This window comes from Nocardia wallacei (assembly GCF_014466955.1).
Classification (GTDB): domain Bacteria; phylum Actinomycetota; class Actinomycetes; order Mycobacteriales; family Mycobacteriaceae; genus Nocardia; species Nocardia wallacei.
Genome location: NZ_AP023396.1, coordinates 6,669,689 through 6,686,714 on the forward strand (window position 1 = coordinate 6,669,689; position 17,026 = coordinate 6,686,714).

A 17,026-nucleotide genomic window follows, 5' to 3' on the forward strand; every position below is an offset into this window, starting at 1 on the left:
CCCTTTCGATTGCCGCGGCGAGCCGAACCTCGACGCGGGGAGCCGTTACCCGGCCAGCGTAATGCCGCGCGGCTCAGGCCGACAGCGTCAACTCCAGCAGCGGCACCGCATCGATACTCGCGCCCGTCGCCGCCTCGATCACGCCGCTGAGTTCCCGGTAGGCGCGCGGATGCCGACGGCGGTAATCGCTCAGTACCCGGGCGGCTTCGTCGGCGGTGAGTTCGCGCGCGGTGGCCGGCGCTCGATGGCGCGCCCCGATGCTCACCCGGCAGTGCGGGTCGGCGGTCAGGTTCTGGAACCATTGCGCACTGCGCCCGAATCCGGAGGCGACGACGACGGTGTCCGACGCGGGCCGCGCCACGGTCTCCAGCACGACGTATCGGGCCTTGCCGGACTTGCGGCCGCGATGCTCGAGCAGCAGTATCCGCCCACCGAACAGGAAACCCAGGCGCGCCCGGAAGACGCCGATCGGCGCGCGGACGAACCACCGTGTTCGTAACAGCCTCGCACCCGTACTCGTCATGGGCCGAACATACCGAATTCGATGGCGGCACAGGCCCGATGTGCCCGGCGGGCCCCGCGTCGGCATGATGGTGATCATGACCGATTACCCCAACGGGCTGCTGACGGCGGCCGACTATCAGGTGCGGCTGCAGCAGGCGGCCGACTCGATGGTCGCGGCGACACAGGCGGGACCGCTGGACGCGATCGTGCCGGCCTGCCCGGGCTGGACCCTTCGCGACCTCGTCGTCCATGTCGGCGAGGTGCATCAGTGGGCGCGCGCCAACATCACCGACCTCGAGCGCGCGCCCCGGCACACCACGGTCCCGCCGAGCCCCGACGAGGACCTCGCGACCTGGTACCGGCGCTGTTTCGACGACTTGGCCGAGGTACTGGAGTCGACCGATCCGGCGGCGCCCGCCTGGACGGTGCAGCCGTCGAACCGCACGGCCGGGTTCTGGTCGCGGCGGCAGTGCCACGAACTCGCCATGCACGTCGTCGATGCCCGGCAGGCGCAGAACGCGGTCACGTACTACGAGCCCGCCCTCGCGGTCGACGGCCTGTCGGAGATCTTCGACGTGTGGGTGTATCGCAGGCCGGCCTGGCGGGTGCCGCCCGTGGATCTGGCCGCCCCGGTGGAGGTTTCCTGCACCGACCGGGACGCGCGCTGGGTGCTGGCGCCGACCGGTTCCGCCGAGCCGCCGGAGTACGAGGCGTTCGGGCCGACGCCACCGGCGACGGCGCCCGCTCCCGCCGCGGCCATCCGCGGCGAGGCGGCCGAACTGCTGCTGATGTTCTGGGGGCGCGCCGATCCGTCGTCGGTCACGATCGACGGTGACGCGGAACTGGTACGGCGACTGCTGGATTCGCGCATCACACCCTGACCGAGCCGGGAAACCGCGACGGCCCGCACCACTTTCGGTGGTGCGGGCCGTCCTGGGTTCGGTGCTGCGGGCGCCGTGTTCGGTGGTGCGGGCGCCGTGTATTCGGTGGTGTGCGGCTCGTCCCGTGTTCGGTGGTGCGGGGCTGTCGTATGACCGAAATGCCTACAGCGCCTTGAGTTCCTCGGTGACCGCGCCGACGGACTTCTTCGCGTCGCCGAACAGCATCGAGGTGTGGTCGGCGTAGAACAGCGGGTTGTCGATGCCCGCGAAACCGGAGTTCATCGAGCGCTTCAGCACGATCACGCTCTTGGCCTGATCGACGTTGAGCACCGGCATACCGTAGATCGGGCTGGAGGAGTCCTCCCGCGCGGCAGGGTTGGTGACGTCGTTGGCGCCGATCACCAAGGCCACATCGGTGCGGGAGAACTCGCCGTTGATGTCATCCATCTCCTTGAGCGCGTCGTAGGACACCTCGGCCTCGGCCAGCAGCACGTTCATATGGCCGGGCATGCGGCCCGCGACCGGGTGGATGGCGTATTTGACCTCGACGCCCTTGGCCTCGAGCAGGTTCGCCATCTCCTTGACGGCATGCTGCGCCTGCGCGACGGCCATACCGTAGCCGGGGACCACGATGACCTGATTGGCGTAGGCCATCTGAATCGCGGCGTCGGCCGCGCTGGTGGCCTTGGCCTGCTTCTGCTCGCCGCCTCCCGCGCCGGGAGCCGTTCCGCCGCCACCGAATCCGCCGGCCACGATCGCCGGGATGGACCGGTTCATGGCCTTGGCCATCAGATTGGTCAGGATGGAACCGGACGCGCCGACGATCATGCCTGCCACGATCATCGCGGTGTTGTTCAACGCCAGACCCGCTGCCGCGGCGGACAATCCGGTCAGCGCGTTGAGCAGCGAGATGACCACGGGCATATCGGCGCCGCCGATGGGCAGCACCACCATCAGCCCGAGCACCGCGGCCAGCACCAGCACCAGCACCATCCACCAGCCCGGCGCCCCGTCGCCGGTCGCGCCGACGCCGATCACCACCGCGGCCGCGACGGCGCCCAGCAGCAACAGAATGTTCAAGGGCTGCTGCAGTTTTCCGACGCCGATCGGCCTGCCCGGCAGGATCTCCTGCAGCTTGCCGAACGCGATCAGCGAGCCCCAGAACGACACCGACCCGATGATGGCCGCGAACAGCGACGCCACCACGATGTGCACGGTCGGCTCTTCGGGGATGCGCGAAAAGCCTTCGGTATTCAGGAATTCCGACCACGCGATGAGCGCGACGGTGCCGCCGCCGACGCCGTTGAACGCGGCCACCAGCTGTGGCATCGCGGTCATCTTGGTGAACTTCGCCGGCGGCACACCGAGCACCACACCGACGACCAGGCCCGCGACGATCAGAATCCAGTTGCCGGTGTCGCGCACCGCGATCAGGGTCGCGATCACCGCGATGCCCATGCCGACCGCGGCGATCCAGTTGCCGCGCACCGCCGTCTTCGGGCCGGTCAGGCCCATCAGGCCGTAGATGAACAGCGCGAACGCGACGATATAGAGGATGTTGACCAGATTGTCCATCGGTTACTTCTCCGCCTTCACGTTCGCACCCGCACCGGGCTTCTTGCCCTTGAACATGCCCAGCATCCGGTCGGTCACGACGAAACCGCCGATGACATTGAGCGTTCCGAACACCACGGCCACGAACAGGATGATCTGCGTCGCCACCGACGGGTCCTCGATGCGGCCCAGGGTGACCAGCGCACCCAGCACGACGATGCCGTGGATGGCATTGGTGCCCGACATCAGCGGAGTGTGCAGCGTATTCGGGACCTTCGAGATGACGGCGAAGCCGACGAACCCGGACAGCACCAGAATCGCGATATTGGCCAGCAATTCGGTGTACATCAGTTCTGCTCCTTCTCCGCCGCGCGGGTGACGCAGGAATCGGCGAGCACCTGGTCGGAGAAATCGGGTGCCAGCTCGCCGTCGACCACCATCAGCTCCAGCAGGGCGGCGATGTTCTTCGAGTACAACTCCGAGGCGTGCTCGGGCATGGTCGCGGGCAGATTCAGCGGGGACGCGATGGTCACCTCGTGCTTGACCACGGTCTCGCCTGGCTCGGTCAGCTCGCAGTTGCCGCCGGTCTCACCGGCCAGGTCCACGATCACGCTGCCGGGCTTCATGCCCTCCACCGCGGCCGCGGTCACCAGCCGGGGCGCGGGCCGCCCGGGCACCAGGGCGGTGGTGATCACCACGTCGAAGCCCTTGATGGCGTCCTCGAGGGCCTGCTGCTGCTTCGCCTTCTCCTCGTCGGTGAGTTCGCGGGCGTACCCGCCCTCACCCGCGGCATCGATGCCCAGATCCAGCCACTGCGCGCCCACCGAGCGGACCTGGTCGGCGACCTCGGGCCGGACGTCGTAGCCGGTGGTCCGGGCGCCGAGCCGCTTCGCGGTGGCCAACGCCTGCAGACCCGCCACGCCCACGCCGAGCACCAGCACCGTCGCCGGTTTCACCGTGCCCGCGGCCGTGGTCAGCATGGGGAAGAAGCGCGTCGACTCCGACGCCGCCAGCAGCACCGCCTTGTAGCCCGACACGTTCGCCTGCGAGGACAGCGCGTCCATCGCCTGCGCCCGCGAGATGCGCGGGATCGCCTCCACCGCGAAGGCCTGCACGCCCGCGGTCTTCAGCGCCTCGATCTTGTTGTCGGCGTTGCGCGGAGCCAGGAATCCGATCAGCGTCTGTCCCGCGGACAGCTTCGCGATCTCGGCGTCGCTCGGCGGCGCGACCTTCGCGATCACCTCCGCCGACCACGGGTCGCCGATGGTGGCGCCCGCCTCGACATAGGCCTCGTCGGGGATCAGCGCACCCAGCCCGGCGCCGGACTCGACGACCACCCGCAGCCCCAGCTTCTGCAGGGCAGGAACGATCTTCGGCACCAACGCGACGCGTCGCTCGCCGGCGCCCGATTCGCGCACGACTCCGACAGCCGTCCCGCGCGGCGCGTCCGCGTCTGCGCTTTGCGTTGTCTCCACTGGTCAACTTCCTTACTCGTGGTGGCAGCTGGCCCCCGACACCGAGGTGGGCCGCTGTGCCCGGTCAAGTTTGCCAGAACTTACTTTGCAGTAGGTTCCAGCGAATCCTCGCAACTGTACCCGGCACGCGGTGAGCGTAGCCGAGATCAACGTCACATGGTGAGGGCGTATTCCTCCCTATTGCCGGAATTCAGGGGTACGCCACGGGCAACGTTGTGAGACGTGACAACCGGTCGCGAGCCGGAGAATCGCCGGAGGCCGCGGGCTGTCACCGAGCGGTCGTACGCCGTAATGTCTGGCGTGTGAGTGGCTGTATCTTCTGCGGCATCGTCGCGGACACCGCACCGGCGACCAAGGTCTACGAGGACGAGACCCTGTGCGCGTTCCTCGACATCCGGCCCATCACCCGCGGGCACACGCTGGTGATCCCCAAGCAGCACGCCACGAACCTGGACGACCTGGACCACGAACTCGGCGCGCGGATCTTCACCCTCGGCCACCGCCTCGCCAAGGCGCTGCGCCGCAGCGATCTCGCCGCCGACGGCGCGAATCTGCTGGTGAACGACGGCAAGGCGGCCTTCCAGACGGTGCATCACGTCCATTTGCACGTGGTGCCGCGCCGCCGGGGCGACCTGTTCACCTTCGCCCGCGGCTTCCTCCTGCGCCGGCCGCACGAACCCGCGGCGACCGCTGCCGCCATCCGCGCCGGACTGGACCGGCTGGACACCGAGGAGAGGGAGACACGCGCATGAGTACCACGCCGCCACCGAGCCACGCCGAACTCACCGCCGCGCTGTCCGAGCAGTGGGACGCGCTGGCCCGGCTCGTCGCCGATCTGGACGAAAAGGGTTGGCGCACACCGACCTCACTGCCGGGCTGGACCGTGTTCGACGTCATCGCCCACGTCGTCGGCACCGAATCCATGCTGCTGGGCACGCCACCCCCGCGGGTCGACGCCGATGTGCGCGGCTTCGAGCACGTGCGCAACGAGATCGGCGCGCTCAACGAGACCGAGATCGAGTCGCGCCGCGGCAGATCCGGGGCCGAATTGCTCGCCGAGTTCCGCGAGGTCACCGACCGGCGGCGTAAGGCCCTGGCGGAGACGAGTACCGACGCCTGGGCCACGCTCACCGAATCTCCGGTCGGCACAGTGCCTTACGGGCGCTTCATGCAGGTCAGGTTGTTCGACTGCTGGATGCACGAACACGATATCGCCGACGCCCTCGGCGTCACCGTGGACGAGGGCGGGCCGCGCGCGGAGTTCGCCTTCGCCGAACTGGTGCCCACCATCGGCCGCGCGGTGGTGAAAAAGGCGCAGGCGCCGGACGGTTCGCGGCTCACCATCTCGCTCACCGGTCCCGTGACCCGGCAGCTGCACATCGTCGTGGACGGCCGCGCCGAGCTGGTCGATGCCCTGGACGGGCCCGCGACGGTGACCATCGAGCTGCCCTCCGGGTTGTTCGCCCGGTTGCGCGGCGGCCGCACCAGCGCCGACGCCCACCTCGACGAGTTCACCATCGTCGGCGACAAGGTACTGGGCGACCGGCTGATCCGCGGTCTGGCCTTCACGATCTGATGCGACTGTTCCTGTCCAGCTACCGATTCGGCGCGCACTACGACCGGCTCGCCGCGCTGGTCGGCACGCCCGGCCGGGTGGCGGTGGTCCCGAACGCCTGTGACGCGTGGCCGGCGATGTGGCAGGGCGCTGTCACCAGCGACATGATTCCCTTGCGCCGGTTGGGTTTCCGGCCCGATGTGGTCGACCTGCGCGAGTACGTCGGACGCCCGGCGGAGTTGGAGCAGGTGCTGCGCGGCTACCCGCTGCTGTGGGTACGCGGCGGCAACACCTTCGTACTGCGTGCCCAATTCGCCCGCAGCGCGGCCGATCTCGTGCTCACCCGCCTGCTCGCCGAGGACGCGCTCGTCTACGCCGGGTACAGCGCGGGCGCCTGCCTGCTCACCCCGGATCTGCACGGGCTCGAGGAGGCCGACGACCCGGACGAGGTGTTACCTGCCTGCGGCATCGAAACCCGCTGGGACGGACTGGGTCTGGTGGACCACCGCATCGTGCCGCATGTCGACTCGCCGGGCACGGACCCGGACGGCCACGGCAACCGGCTCGCCGCGCGATTGCGCGCCGACGGGGTCCCGCACTGGGCACTCACCGACGACGACGCGGTGGTGGTCGACGGGGAACGGATCGACGTGCTGACGAAGACCTCCTGAGATCGGTCACTCCCCCTCGGGCGCAGCGGGTTTCGCCGCGACGACGCGCCGCACCGCGTCCTTGAGCCATGAGCGCCAAGCCTCCGGGTCGTCGTCCTCCCCGATCACGAAGCGGGCGGACTGCGGGAGCGCCTCGCGATAGTTGATCATGCCGGTCAGCAGGGTGAGCAGGTAACCGGCGGGCAGGTCGGGGCGCAGCAGACCGCGCTGCTGCGCGTCCCGCACCTTGGTGGTCTTCTCGAGATAGCGCGCGGCGCGCAGCTCGCCGGCCGAGACGTCGTCCGGATGTAGTTCGAGGGCCTCCCACATCTGCAACCGCAGGAACTCCGGGTGCTCGCGGTGGTAGTCGATGTGCGCGTCGACCCAGGCATCGATGTCATCGATATCGGTCGTCACCGCGGCCGCGACGTCCAGCATCGCCTTCTCCAGCACCTGATGGAAGAGCTGCTGTTTGTCGCCGAAGTAGGCGTAGATGAGCTGCTTGTTGGCCTTGGCGTTGCGGGCGATGCGGTCCACGCGCGCGCCCGCGATCCCGTAGGCGGCGAACTCCCGCGTGGCCGCGTCGAAGATGCGGGCCCGGGTCGCCTCGGGATCTCTGGGGGACATGCTCCGATGGTAACCAACCAATTGGTTGACAAGCGTTCGACGGGACTGGAATAGTTGCAACCAACCGGTTAGTTACAAAATTCGTGCGGCTGGCCCCGCACTCCCCACCCGGCGCAGCGTCGCGCCGCCTTCGTCACCCAGATTCCGGGAGCACGACGTGTCCTTACTTCAAACCCCTTCCGCCCCAATCGCTGTCACCCCGGCCCCGTACGACGCGCGCTGGCGGGTACTGCCGGTGGTGCTCAGCGCCATCTTCATGGCGATGTTCGACTGGTTCGTGGTCAATGTCGCGGCCTCCTCGCTGCAAACCGATCTGCATGCCGGGGAGGCGGCGCTGGAATTGATCGTCGGCGGTTACGGCTTCGCCTTCGCCTCCGGCCTGATCACCGGCGGCCGTCTCGGTGACCTGCACGGCCATCGCCGGTTGTTCACTATCGGCATGGTCGCCTTCGCGGCCGCCTCCCTGCTGTGCGGGCTGGCGCCCAACGCCTGGGCACTGGTGGTGTTCCGTGTCCTGCAGGGCGGCACGGCGGCTCTGATGGTGCCGCAGATGCTGGCGCTGATCAACACCATGTTCCCGGTCGCCGAGCGGCCGCGGGCGATGGCCGCCTACGGCGCGACCATCGGCGTCGGCGCGGTCGCCGGGCAGGTACTCGGCGGCGTGCTGCTGGACGCGGACCTGTTCGGCTGGGGCTGGCGCACCATCTTCTACATCAATGTGCCGGTCGGGCTGGCCGCCGCCGCGCTGGCCGCGCGCTGGCTGCCGCGGCACGAACGCGCGCACCGGCCGAAGCTGGATCCCGCGGGGGCGCTGGGCATTTCGGCCGCGCTCGCGCTGGTGCTGGTGCCGATCACGCTCGGGCGAGCGCAGGGCTGGCCGCTGTGGACGTGGGTGTCGATGGCGGCGGCGGTCCCGGTGCTGGCGCTCACGCTGCGCTACGAGAACGTTCTCGCGCGGCGGGGCGGCGAGCCGGTGCTCGACCTGTCGATGGTGCGGGAGCGGGTGTTCCGGTCGGGCCTGGTGATCTCCGGCGGCTACCTCACCTTCTTCGCCGGATTCATGCTGTGCCTGACCCTGCTGTTGCAGAACGGGCTCGGCCTGGCGCCGCTGCCCGCGGGCCTGGCCTTCGCTCCGCTCGGGTTGTGCTTCGCGGGCAGTTCGTTCTTCCTGGCCCGCCGGGTCGCCGATCGGATCGGCAATCGGGTCATGGTGGCGGGCACCCTCACCAGCCTGGTGGGCCTCACGGTGACGCTGGCCGTGCTGACCTGGTTCGGCCGCGAGCTGAGCCCGCTCGCGCTGATCCCCGGGATGATGATCGTGGGCATCGGCAACGGGCTCACCATCCCCTCGGCCATCGGTGCGGTGCTGTCGTCGGGTATTCCGCCGAACCGCGCGGGCATGGCCGCCGGTGTTCTCACCACCGCCCAGCAGTTCGGCAATGCCATCGGCGCCACGGTCCTCGGCACCATCTTCTTCTCGGCCCTCGGATCCGCAAGCGGCACGGGCGATTACGTGACGGCCATGCAGGCCGCCGCGCTGGCGGGACTCGCGGTCCTGGCCGTCGTGTCGGCGGCCGCCTGCACCCTGCCCCGCCGTGCCACCCACTGAACGACCGTGCCGGTCGCGCCTACAAGTACAGGCCCGTGCCGTGTTCCGGGCGCTCGCTGGCCACCGCATGCAGATCGCGCTCGCGCAGGACGAGGTAGGGGTGGCCCTGGATCTCTACCTCGAACTGGTCCTCGGCGCTGAACAGGACTCGGTCGCCGACCGCGACGCTGCGCACGTGCGAGCCCACGCCGGACACCTCCCCCCAGGTCAGCCGCTTGGCGACCTGCGCCGTGGCCGGAATCAGAATGCCGCCGCTGCTGCGTCGCTCACCGGGTTCCTGCGCCACGCGCACCATGACCCGATCGTGCAGCATCTGGATCTCTAGCTTGGCATCGGACACCGCGGCAGTGTACCGGCCCCGGACGACGTAGTTTCGGGGGTGTGGATCCGAACACCCTCGCCGCGCGGCTGCCCGGTGGCGTGCTCGTCACCGACCCCGATGTCCTCGCCGGATATCGGCAGGACCGCGCGCTCGACCCGGCCGCCGCCCTGCCCGCCGCGCTGCTCCGCCCGCGCACGACCGATCAGGTCGCCACCATCCTGCGCTGGGCGGACGAACATCGGGTGCCCGTCGTACCGCGCGGTGCGGGCACCGGCCTGTCGGGCGGGGCGACGGCACAGGCCGGGGCCCTGCTGCTGAGCACCGAGCGCATGCGCGACATCACGGTCGACCCGGTGACCCGCACCGCGGTGGTGCAGCCCGGACTGCTGAACGCGGAGGTCAAGCGGGCCGTCGCGGAACACGGCCTGTGGTACCCGCCGGACCCGTCCTCGTTCGAGATCTGCTCGATCGGCGGGAACGCCGCCACCAACGCCGGCGGGCTGTGCTGCGTGAAGTACGGCGTCACCACCGATTACATCCTCGGCATGGAGGTGGTGCTGGCCGACGGCACCGCCGTGCGACTGGGCGGGCCGCGCCTGAAGGACTCCGCGGGCCTGTCACTGACGAAACTGTTCGTCGGCAGCGAGGGCACCCTCGGCGTGATCACCGAACTCACCCTGCGCCTACTGCCCGCCCAGCCGCCGCAGAGCACGGTGGTGGCGTCGTTCGCCACCCTGACCGCCGCCACCGACGCGATTCTCGCCGTCACGGCCCGGCTGCGCCCGTCGATGCTGGAGTTCATGGATGCGGTGGCGATCAACGCCGTCGAGGACGAATTGCGGATGGGCCTGGATCGCTCGGCCGCGGGGCTGCTGGTGGCCCGCTCGGACGCACCCGGCCGATACGCCGCCGAGGAAGCCGCGGCCATCGTCGCCGCCTGCGAGAAGGCCGGGGCCACCGAGGTTTTCAGCACCGAGGATCCGGAAGAGGGCGAAGCCTTCACCGCCGCGCGGCGATTCGCCATCCCGGCGGTGGAACGCAAAGGACCGCTGCTGCTCGAGGACGTCGGAGTACCGCTGCCGCGGCTGGGCGAACTGATCACCGGCATCGCCGAGATCGCCGACCGCCGCGACGTACTGGTGTCGGTGATCGCGCACGCCGGCGACGGCAACACCCACCCGCTGATCGTGCACGACCCGGACGACGCCGACCAGAGCGCCCGCGCCCATCGGGCCTTCGGGGAGATCATGGATCTGGCCATCGCGCTGGATGGCACCATCACCGGCGAGCACGGCGTGGGCAGGCTGAAGAAGGCGTGGCTGCCCGATCAGCTCGGCCCGGACGTGATGGCGCTGACCCGCCGCGTCAAGGACGCGCTGGACCCGCACGGCATCCTGAACCCGGGCGCCGTGCTGTAGCCCGGAACAAACAGCCGACAGCGAGGAGTTCTACCCACCATGACCACCAGGTTCGAGCACAACGTCGAGGCCACTCGCTACGAGGTCTACCTCGATGACACCCTCGCCGGTTACGCCGACTACAGCGAGCGGACCACCGGCGACCGCAAGGTCCGGGATTTCCAGCACACGCTGACATTCCCCGAATTCCGCGGGCGGGGCGTGGCGGCTCAGGTCGTGGAATTCGCCCTGCGGGATACGCGCGAGGCCGGCTTCGCCGTCATACCCACCTGCTGGTACGTCGAGCAGTTCATCGGTGAGCATCGCGAATACGCCGATCTGGTGGCGTAGTTCGGCACCGGCCGGCTAGTTCCGGGCGGGCGAGCCGTCCTTCGCGGGGCTCTTGCGCCGCCACACCAGAAACTGCCGGTCGGTCACGCTGCCCATCGCCTCCACCACTTTGGCGTTGTCGAAACCCGGCAGGCGTTGCAGCCGGATCAGGAAGCCCGAGTCGGCCGCCGAATGCGGCACCACACAACCGTTACCCTTCGCGCCGATCAACACGAAGAAGACATCGTCGGCGAACGGTCCGTCCGCCGTGGTGATGATCCGCACCTCCGTAAGGTCGTGCCACGCAACCTCTTCGATCCGTCCGTTGTCCAGCGTGCGCCGGACGAATCTGTCGTTGATCTCGACGCCGGCCATGCCTCAATAGTGCTCCGTACACGGCCGGTCCGATAGTCCTAATTCGCCCGATTGCGACTGAAATTACCGATGTAAGAACAGATCTGGCGAACCCGAGTCAGCGGAGGAGCGCGCGCGACATGACCATGCGCTGAATCTGGTTGGTGCCCTCGTAGATCTGCGTGATCTTGGCATCGCGCATCATTCGCTCGACCGGGAAGTCGGTGGTGTAACCGGCGCCGCCGAACAACTGCACGGCGTTGGTGGTGACCTCCATCGCCACGTCCGAGGCGAAACACTTCGACGCCGCGGAGATGAAGCCGAGGTTCTTCTCACCGCGTTCGGCGCGGGCGGCGGAGGTGTAGACCATCAGCCGCGCGGCCTCCACCTTCATGGCCATGTCGGCGAGCATGAACTGGGTGTTCTGGAAATCGGCGATGGCCTTGCCGAACTGCTTGCGGTCCTTGGTGTAGGCGATCGCGGCGTCCAGCGCGCCCTGCGCCAAGCCCACGGCCTGCGCGCCGATGGTGGGGCGGGTGTGGTCGAGGGTCTGGAGCGCGGTCTTGAAGCCGGTGCCCTCCGCGCCGATGATCCGGTCGCCCGGGATGCGGCAGTTCTCGAAGTACAGCTCGGCGGTCGGCGAACCCTTGATGCCCAGCTTGTGCTCCAGCGGGCCGACGACGAAGCCCGGGTCGTCCTTGTGCACCATGAACGCCGAGATGCCGTTGGCGCCCTTGTCCGGATCGGTCACCGCCATCACGGTGTACCAGGTGGACTGGCCGCCGTTGGTGATCCAGCACTTGGAGCCGTTGATCACCCAGTCGTCGCCGTCGCGGCGTGCCCGGGTGCGCATGCTCGCGGCGTCGGAGCCGGCCTCCCGCTCGGACAGGCAGTAGGAGGCCATCTTGCCGTCGACGAGATCGGCGAGCACCTTGTGCTTGAGCTCCTCGGAGCCCTTCAGGATCAGGCCCATGGTGCCGAGCTTGTTGACGGCCGGGATCAGCGACGACGAGCCGCAGACCCGCGCGACCTCCTCGATCACGATGCAGGTCGCGACGGAGTCGGCGCCCTGGCCGCCGTAGGTCTCGGGAACGTGCACGGCGTTGAACCCGGCGGCGTTGAGCGCGTCCAGGGCCTCCTGCGGGAACCGGGCCTGCTCGTCGACGGCCTTCGCGTGCGGCGCGATCTCCTTCTCGGCCAGGCCGCGGATGGCCTCGCGCAGTTCGTTGTGGATGTCGTCGAGTTTGAACAGGTCGAAGTCGGGATTGCCCGCCATGGGTTCACTCCTGGTCGTCGGGTCGGAATCGCCTGGTTCCGCAAATCGTCAGCAGGTCGGCACTCAGTGCCATCAAACATCGAGTATACGCCGCGATATCGCAGCCACATGCGCCTATGTCCGGCGCAACACCTGGCACTGAGTGTCATTCGATGACTCTGTGCCGTTTTTACAGATTACCGAGCCGATGCGACAGCAGGTCGGCGATCTGCCGGGGCGGCATGTCCCGGGGAAACACCGCCACCACCAGCTCCTGCGAGGGCTCCCGCCCGGCCCGCGGGATCGCGGCCAGCGCCGCGCGCAGGTCCGACGCGGCGGCCTCGCCCTCGCCCCGCACCATGCGGCGCAGCAGGTAGTTGTGCGTCGCCGTGACGGCCGCGGTGAACTGGATCAACGTCAGGTCCGGCGCCTGTGGCAGCCGCCGCCGCAAATAGTCGGTGAACAGCCGCTCGTATCGGAACACGGTGACGATCTCGCGATCGCGCAGCGCCGGAACCTGCCGGACCACCCGGTAGCGCCGCGCGGCCAGCTCGCGCGTCTGGGTGAACCGCTCGAACACCCCGACCACCGCCTCGGCCACCGCGTCCCACGGATCACCTTGCGCCGCACCGAGATACGACCGCGCCTGTGCCAATTGCGCCTCGTGATCGGCGAAGACGACATCCTCCTTGGAGCGGAACTGCCGGAAGAAGGTGCGCCGCGAGATACCCGCCGCCTCGGCGATCTCATCGACTGTCGTTGCCTCGTAACCCTTTTCGGCGAACAGCCGCAGCGCGTGATCGACGACGGCGAGCTTGAAACCGGAGTCCCCGGCGGTACTCATCGGCGGCCGCCGCTCAGCCGAGCAGCCGGGCGCGCAGCGCGTCGTCCTTCTCCAGCACCAACTGCTCCAAACCGGCCTGGAATTGCTCCATGCGCGAACGCAATTCGGCGTCGGCGGCGGCCAGGATGCGGACCGCCAGCAGCCCGGCGTTGCGCGCCCCGCCGACCGAGACCGTGGCCACCGGCACCCCCGCGGGCATCTGCACGATCGACAGCAGCGAGTCCAGGCCGTCGAGGTACTTCAGCGGCACCGGCACGCCGATCACCGGCAGCGGCGTCGCGGCGGCCACCATGCCCGGCAGATGCGCCGCGCCCCCGGCGCCGGCGATGATCACCCGGAGCCCGCGCTCCGCCGCGCCGCGGGCGTAGTCAAGCATGCGCTGGGGCGTGCGGTGCGCCGAGACGACGCCGACCTCGAAGCGAATGCCGAACTCCGCCAACGCTTCCGCGGCCGCCTCCATCGTCGGCCAGTCGGAGTCGCTGCCCATGATCAGGCCGACCTGCACTGTGTCACTCATGGGGATCCCATCCGTCGGTCCATACCGCGTGCGACATCCACTGTGCCGCCCGCTCGGCCTTCTCGCGCACCACGGCCACGTCGTCGCCGAGAATGTTGACATGCCCGATCTTGCGGTCGGGCCGTTCGCCCTTGCCGTACAGGTGCACCCGCGCCTCGGGCATGCGGGCGAACAGGTGGTGCAGCCGCTCGTCCATCGACATCGCCGGGGCCTCGGGGGCGCCGAGGATGTTGGCCATCACCGTGACCGGCGCCAGCGGCGTGGTGTCACCGAGCGGGTAGTCCAGCACCGCCCGCAGGTGCTGTTCGAACTGGCCGGTCACCGCGCCGTCCATGCTCCAGTGCCCGGAGTTGTGCGGCCGCATCGCCAGCTCGTTCACCAGCAGCTCACCGGCGGGGGTCTCGAACAACTCCACCGCCATCGCGCCGGTGACGCCCAGCTCGGCGGCCAGGCCCAGCGCCAGGGCCGAGGCCGCGGCGGCCGAATCGTCGGACAGATCGGGCGCGGGCGCGATCACCACCGCGCACTGGCCCTTGCGCTGCACGGTCTCCACCACCGGCCACGCGGCGGCCTGGCCGAACGGCGAGCGCGCCACCATCGCCGACAGCTCCCGGCGCAGCTCCACCCGCTGCTCGGCCAGCAGCGTGGCGCCCCCGGCCAGCTGGTCGCGGGCGATCGACTCGGCCTCCGCGGCCGACTCCGGCATCCACACGCCCCGGCCGTCGTAGCCGCCGCGCACCGTCTTCAGGACGCAGGGCCAGCCGTGCTCGTCGCCGAACGCCACCACGTCCGCGGGGGACTCGACCGGGACGAAGGCCGGAACCGGGATGTTCAGCTCGGCGAGGCGGCGGCGCATGGCCAGCTTGTCCTGCGCGTAGACCAGTGCTCGCGGGGGTGGCTGCACGTTGACGCCCTCGGCGACCAGCGCGTGCAGGTGCTCGGTCGGCACGTGCTCGTGGTCGAAGGTGAGGGCGTGCGAACCGACCGCGGCCTTGCGCAGCGCGGCCAGATCGGTGTGCGAGCCGAGCACCACCTCCGGAGTGACCTGGGCGGCCGGGTCGTCGGGGCGTTCGGCGAGCACGCGCAGTCGCTGGCCGAGCGCGATGGCCGCCTGATGGGTCATCCGCGCCAGCTGGCCACCGCCGACCATGGTCACGGTCGGCATCACGGAAGAATCGAAGGGACGGGTACTGGACTCGCTCACGGCCCCCAATGTTGTCATGGCACCACCTCCGCAACTGCGGTCGGGTTGGTCGCCGAAAAATCGAGCGACGTAGACTCGGCCCGTGTCAATCGTCGACAACGTGGTCAGCGCCCTACCCAGAACGCTCCGGGATCTCGCCTATCGCCATCACGAACTGATCAAGTTCGCGATTGTGGGAGCGACCACGTTCGTCATCGACAGCGGTATCTTCTACATCCTCAAATTGACGGTGCTGTCGCCGAAGCCGGTCACCGCCAAGATCATTTCGGGTGTCATCGCTGTCATCGCCTCCTACATTCTCAATCGGGAATGGTCGTTCAAGGGGCGGGGCGGTCGCGAGAAACACCACGAGGCGCTGCTGTTCTTCGCCGTCAGCGGCATCGGCGTGGTGCTGAGCTTCCTGCCGCTGTGGGTCTCGCGCTACTGGCTCGACCTCCAGGTTCCCCACATCAGCCTGGCCGCCGAGAACATCACCGACTTCCTCAGCGCCTACATCGTCGGCAATATCCTCCAGATGGTGTTCCGTTTCTGGTCCATGCGCCGCTGGGTCTTCCCCAACGAAATCGATACGCTCGTAGAAGAATTCGAGGAATTGTACGAGGAAGAAGAGCAACTGGGACACAGCTGACCTTCTCACCTCGGTTCGCTGGTGGCGCTTCCGTTCTCGCCCTTCCCCGCACTCGGCTTGCCGAGGAACACGGCGAACAGGGCGGGGCGACGGCGGTGCAGTTCGAGGCGGCCACCGTCGGCTTCGATGAGGGCGCGGGCCAGGGCGAGGCCGACGCCGGTGGATCCGGCGCCGGAGAAACCGCGGTCGAAGATGTGCGGGGCGAGATCGTCGCTGACGCCGTCGCCCTCGTCGGCCACCTCGACGGCCACCAGCGGTTCCCGGTCGGGGCCGCCGTAGACGGTGCGCACCGACACCGTGCAATCGCCGCCGCCGTGCATCAGGGCGTTGTCGACCAGCACCGCCAGCGCCTCGCGCAACCGGGAGCCGGTCACCGGGGCGGTCAGGGTCGGGTCGCCCGACAGGATCAACTTGCGGCCCGCCTCGGTGAACGGGTGCCGCCACTCGGCCACCACGCCGCGCAACTCCTCCACCACGGGCACCGGGTCGCGGTCGGCGGCGCCCTCGTCGCGGGAGGCGCGCACCAGATCGTCGATGGCCTCGGTCAGGCGGTCGACCTGCGCCATCGCCTCCTCGGCCTCGTGCACCACGTCCGGATCGTCGTGCACCGACAGCTCGTCCAGGCGCAATCGCACCGCGGTCAGGCGGCTGCGCAGCTGATGCGAGACGTCGGCGACCAGCGCGTGCTCGCGCTGCAGCCGACCGGCGATCTCGACGGCGGCCGAATCCAAGACGTCGGACACGCGATCCAGTTCCGTGATGCCGTGCCGCCGGGTGTCCAGCCGGAAGTCGCCGACCGCGATCCGCGCGGCGCGGGCCGCGACATCGCGCAGCGGATCGGCCACCCGGCGCGCGGTCACCACCGCCACCGCCGCGCCCGCCGCCAGCGAGGCCAGCGCCACCAGCGCCACCGCACCCACCGCCTGCCGCTGCATCGAATGCATCGGCGCCGCCGGGACTTCCAGCCGCAGCGAACCCGACGTGCCCATGGACAGCGACTCCACCACGGGATCGTCCACCTTCGGCACGCCCGCGTCGACGCGCATGGCGGAATCCTCCGGCGTGGGATACACCACCGTGAGCCGCCCGCCCGGCGGGATGAGCGGCCGCACCGAGCGCAGGTCCAGCGCCCCGTGCACCTGGCCGTCGTCGCGCTCCTGGGCGACGATCTCGACGGCCATCCGGTCCAGCCGCGCGCGCAGGTCGCCGCGGGTGATATCGGCCACCCACTGCCAGGCGGTGAAACCGAGCGGGATGCCCAGCACCACCGTGGTGAGGGTCAGGGCAGCCAGCATCGACAGCAGAATTCGGCGGCGCATG

General features: G+C 69.3%; 20 protein-coding genes. 8 read left to right on the forward strand and 12 right to left on the reverse strand.

Going from position 1 to position 17,026, the window contains the following annotated elements; genetic code table 11:
• Nucleotides 1–73: 73 nt before the first annotated feature.
• Nucleotides 74–523 carry a nitroreductase family deazaflavin-dependent oxidoreductase gene (locus NWFMUON74_RS29700; protein ID WP_187685026.1) on the reverse strand — a complete coding sequence of 150 codons (450 nt, stop codon included), beginning with the start codon at nt 521–523 and terminating at the stop codon, nt 74–76.
• A 76-nt stretch (nt 524–599) separates the two neighbouring features.
• On the opposite strand from NWFMUON74_RS29700, the gene NWFMUON74_RS29705 reads away from it, so the two are divergent.
• Nucleotides 600–1,385, forward strand: a complete 786-nt coding sequence (locus tag NWFMUON74_RS29705; RefSeq protein WP_187685027.1) for a maleylpyruvate isomerase family mycothiol-dependent enzyme — start codon at nt 600–602, stop codon at nt 1,383–1,385.
• A 162-nt stretch (nt 1,386–1,547) separates the two neighbouring features.
• Here NWFMUON74_RS29705 and NWFMUON74_RS29710 read toward each other — a convergent pair whose 3' ends face one another.
• Genes NWFMUON74_RS29710 through NWFMUON74_RS29720 form a run of 3 tightly spaced genes read right to left on the reverse strand, consistent with a single transcriptional unit; the run spans nt 1,548 to nt 4,414 of the window.
• On the reverse strand, nt 1,548–2,960 hold the full coding sequence (locus NWFMUON74_RS29710; RefSeq protein ID WP_187685028.1) for an NAD(P)(+) transhydrogenase (Re/Si-specific) subunit beta: 1,413 nt from the start codon (nt 2,958–2,960) through the stop codon (nt 1,548–1,550).
• A 3-nt stretch (nt 2,961–2,963) separates the two neighbouring features.
• A complete protein-coding gene (locus tag NWFMUON74_RS29715; protein WP_187685029.1) occupies nt 2,964–3,287 on the reverse strand; it encodes an NAD(P) transhydrogenase subunit alpha part 2 in 324 nt (107 codons plus the stop codon).
• Entirely contained in the window at nt 3,287–4,414 is a 1,128-nt protein-coding gene (locus NWFMUON74_RS29720) for a Re/Si-specific NAD(P)(+) transhydrogenase subunit alpha (RefSeq protein WP_187685030.1), read from the reverse strand. Before NWFMUON74_RS29720 ends, NWFMUON74_RS29715 begins: the two co-directional genes overlap by 1 nt.
• A gap of 302 nt (nt 4,415–4,716) precedes the next feature.
• Here NWFMUON74_RS29720 and NWFMUON74_RS29725 point away from each other — a divergent pair, with 302 nt between their 5' ends.
• The 3 genes from NWFMUON74_RS29725 to NWFMUON74_RS29735 are packed head-to-tail and all read left to right on the forward strand — an operon-like array spanning nt 4,717 to nt 6,640.
• Nucleotides 4,717–5,166, forward strand: coding sequence for an HIT domain-containing protein (locus NWFMUON74_RS29725; protein ID WP_187685031.1), 450 nt, complete (start codon nt 4,717–4,719; stop codon nt 5,164–5,166).
• Nucleotides 5,163–5,990: a maleylpyruvate isomerase family mycothiol-dependent enzyme gene (locus NWFMUON74_RS29730; protein ID WP_187685032.1), complete on the forward strand. Its 828-nt coding sequence runs from the start codon at nt 5,163–5,165 to the stop codon at nt 5,988–5,990. Before NWFMUON74_RS29725 ends, NWFMUON74_RS29730 begins: the two co-directional genes overlap by 4 nt.
• The gene (locus NWFMUON74_RS29735) at nt 5,990–6,640 is read left to right on the forward strand and encodes a Type 1 glutamine amidotransferase-like domain-containing protein (RefSeq protein ID WP_187685033.1); all 651 of its coding nucleotides are present in this window, start codon (nt 5,990–5,992) and stop codon (nt 6,638–6,640) included. Before NWFMUON74_RS29730 ends, NWFMUON74_RS29735 begins: the two co-directional genes overlap by 1 nt.
• A 6-nt stretch (nt 6,641–6,646) precedes the next feature.
• Here NWFMUON74_RS29735 and NWFMUON74_RS29740 read toward each other — a convergent pair whose 3' ends face one another.
• Complete coding sequence (locus NWFMUON74_RS29740) at nt 6,647–7,246, reverse strand: TetR/AcrR family transcriptional regulator (RefSeq protein WP_187685034.1); 600 nt, start codon at nt 7,244–7,246, stop codon at nt 6,647–6,649.
• Nucleotides 7,247–7,403: 157 nt separating this feature from the next.
• Between NWFMUON74_RS29740 and NWFMUON74_RS29745 the strand changes: the two genes are divergently transcribed.
• Nucleotides 7,404–8,855: an MFS transporter gene (locus NWFMUON74_RS29745; protein ID WP_232110674.1), complete on the forward strand. Its 1,452-nt coding sequence runs from the start codon at nt 7,404–7,406 to the stop codon at nt 8,853–8,855.
• A gap of 19 nt (nt 8,856–8,874) precedes the next feature.
• Here the strand turns inward: NWFMUON74_RS29745 and NWFMUON74_RS29750 are convergent, their stop codons facing one another.
• Nucleotides 8,875–9,195 (reverse strand): GroES family chaperonin, encoded by a 321-nt coding sequence (locus NWFMUON74_RS29750; RefSeq protein ID WP_187685035.1) that lies wholly within the window; start codon nt 9,193–9,195, stop codon nt 8,875–8,877.
• A 41-nt stretch (nt 9,196–9,236) separates the two neighbouring features.
• Here NWFMUON74_RS29750 and NWFMUON74_RS29755 point away from each other — a divergent pair, with 41 nt between their 5' ends.
• Both NWFMUON74_RS29755 and NWFMUON74_RS29760 read left to right on the forward strand, forming a co-directional pair.
• Nucleotides 9,237–10,595 (forward strand): FAD-binding oxidoreductase, encoded by a 1,359-nt coding sequence (locus tag NWFMUON74_RS29755; RefSeq protein WP_187685036.1) that lies wholly within the window; start codon nt 9,237–9,239, stop codon nt 10,593–10,595.
• 39 nt (nt 10,596–10,634) lie between these two features.
• Nucleotides 10,635–10,925 (forward strand): GNAT family N-acetyltransferase, encoded by a 291-nt coding sequence (locus tag NWFMUON74_RS29760; RefSeq protein WP_187685037.1) that lies wholly within the window; start codon nt 10,635–10,637, stop codon nt 10,923–10,925.
• A gap of 15 nt (nt 10,926–10,940) precedes the next feature.
• Here NWFMUON74_RS29760 and NWFMUON74_RS29765 read toward each other — a convergent pair whose 3' ends face one another.
• From NWFMUON74_RS29765 to NWFMUON74_RS29785, 5 genes are all read right to left on the reverse strand, one after another.
• Nucleotides 10,941–11,279, reverse strand: coding sequence for a hypothetical protein (locus tag NWFMUON74_RS29765; RefSeq protein WP_187685038.1), 339 nt, complete (start codon nt 11,277–11,279; stop codon nt 10,941–10,943).
• A 97-nt stretch (nt 11,280–11,376) separates the two neighbouring features.
• Nucleotides 11,377–12,534 (reverse strand): acyl-CoA dehydrogenase, encoded by a 1,158-nt coding sequence (locus NWFMUON74_RS29770; protein ID WP_187685039.1) that lies wholly within the window; start codon nt 12,532–12,534, stop codon nt 11,377–11,379.
• 169 nt (nt 12,535–12,703) lie between these two features.
• Nucleotides 12,704–13,357, reverse strand: coding sequence for a TetR family transcriptional regulator (locus tag NWFMUON74_RS29775; RefSeq protein ID WP_187685040.1), 654 nt, complete (start codon nt 13,355–13,357; stop codon nt 12,704–12,706).
• 13 nt (nt 13,358–13,370) lie between these two features.
• Entirely contained in the window at nt 13,371–13,874 is a 504-nt protein-coding gene (gene purE, locus NWFMUON74_RS29780; protein WP_187685041.1) for a 5-(carboxyamino)imidazole ribonucleotide mutase, read from the reverse strand.
• Nucleotides 13,867–15,096: a 5-(carboxyamino)imidazole ribonucleotide synthase gene (locus NWFMUON74_RS29785; RefSeq protein ID WP_187685042.1), complete on the reverse strand. Its 1,230-nt coding sequence runs from the start codon at nt 15,094–15,096 to the stop codon at nt 13,867–13,869. The genes purE and NWFMUON74_RS29785 overlap by 8 nt, the downstream gene beginning before the upstream one ends.
• A 64-nt stretch (nt 15,097–15,160) precedes the next feature.
• On the opposite strand from NWFMUON74_RS29785, the gene NWFMUON74_RS29790 reads away from it, so the two are divergent.
• Nucleotides 15,161–15,706: a GtrA family protein gene (locus NWFMUON74_RS29790; protein ID WP_187685043.1), complete on the forward strand. Its 546-nt coding sequence runs from the start codon at nt 15,161–15,163 to the stop codon at nt 15,704–15,706.
• Between the two features lie 5 nt (nt 15,707–15,711).
• On the opposite strand, the gene NWFMUON74_RS29795 is transcribed toward NWFMUON74_RS29790, so the two are convergent.
• Nucleotides 15,712–17,025 (reverse strand): sensor histidine kinase, encoded by a 1,314-nt coding sequence (locus tag NWFMUON74_RS29795; RefSeq protein WP_187685044.1) that lies wholly within the window; start codon nt 17,023–17,025, stop codon nt 15,712–15,714.
• Nucleotide 17,026: the final 1 nt, after the last annotated feature.

What these genes read in the sequence shown, in the direction of transcription:
- NWFMUON74_RS29700 (WP_187685026.1), bottom strand. Translation starts at nt 523, where the DNA reads ATGACGAGTACGGGTGCGAGGCTGTTACGAACACGGTGGTTCGTCCGC.
- NWFMUON74_RS29710 (WP_187685028.1), bottom strand. Translation starts at nt 2,960, where the DNA reads ATGGACAATCTGGTCAACATCCTCTATATCGTCGCGTTCGCGCTGTTC.
- NWFMUON74_RS29775 (WP_187685040.1), bottom strand. Translation starts at nt 13,357, where the DNA reads ATGAGTACCGCCGGGGACTCCGGTTTCAAGCTCGCCGTCGTCGATCAC.
- NWFMUON74_RS29730 (WP_187685032.1), top strand. Translation starts at nt 5,163, where the DNA reads ATGAGTACCACGCCGCCACCGAGCCACGCCGAACTCACCGCCGCGCTG.
- NWFMUON74_RS29795 (WP_187685044.1), bottom strand. Translation starts at nt 17,025, where the DNA reads ATGCGCCGCCGAATTCTGCTGTCGATGCTGGCTGCCCTGACCCTCACC.
- purE (WP_187685041.1), bottom strand. Translation starts at nt 13,874, where the DNA reads ATGAGTGACACAGTGCAGGTCGGCCTGATCATGGGCAGCGACTCCGAC.
- NWFMUON74_RS29760 (WP_187685037.1), top strand. Translation starts at nt 10,635, where the DNA reads ATGACCACCAGGTTCGAGCACAACGTCGAGGCCACTCGCTACGAGGTC.
- NWFMUON74_RS29765 (WP_187685038.1), bottom strand. Translation starts at nt 11,279, where the DNA reads ATGGCCGGCGTCGAGATCAACGACAGATTCGTCCGGCGCACGCTGGAC.
- NWFMUON74_RS29715 (WP_187685029.1), bottom strand. Translation starts at nt 3,287, where the DNA reads ATGTACACCGAATTGCTGGCCAATATCGCGATTCTGGTGCTGTCCGGG.
- NWFMUON74_RS29735 (WP_187685033.1), top strand. Translation starts at nt 5,990, where the DNA reads ATGCGACTGTTCCTGTCCAGCTACCGATTCGGCGCGCACTACGACCGG.
- NWFMUON74_RS29740 (WP_187685034.1), bottom strand. Translation starts at nt 7,246, where the DNA reads ATGTCCCCCAGAGATCCCGAGGCGACCCGGGCCCGCATCTTCGACGCG.
- NWFMUON74_RS29785 (WP_187685042.1), bottom strand. Translation starts at nt 15,096, where the DNA reads ATGACAACATTGGGGGCCGTGAGCGAGTCCAGTACCCGTCCCTTCGAT.
- NWFMUON74_RS29705 (WP_187685027.1), top strand. Translation starts at nt 600, where the DNA reads ATGACCGATTACCCCAACGGGCTGCTGACGGCGGCCGACTATCAGGTG.
- NWFMUON74_RS29770 (WP_187685039.1), bottom strand. Translation starts at nt 12,534, where the DNA reads ATGGCGGGCAATCCCGACTTCGACCTGTTCAAACTCGACGACATCCAC.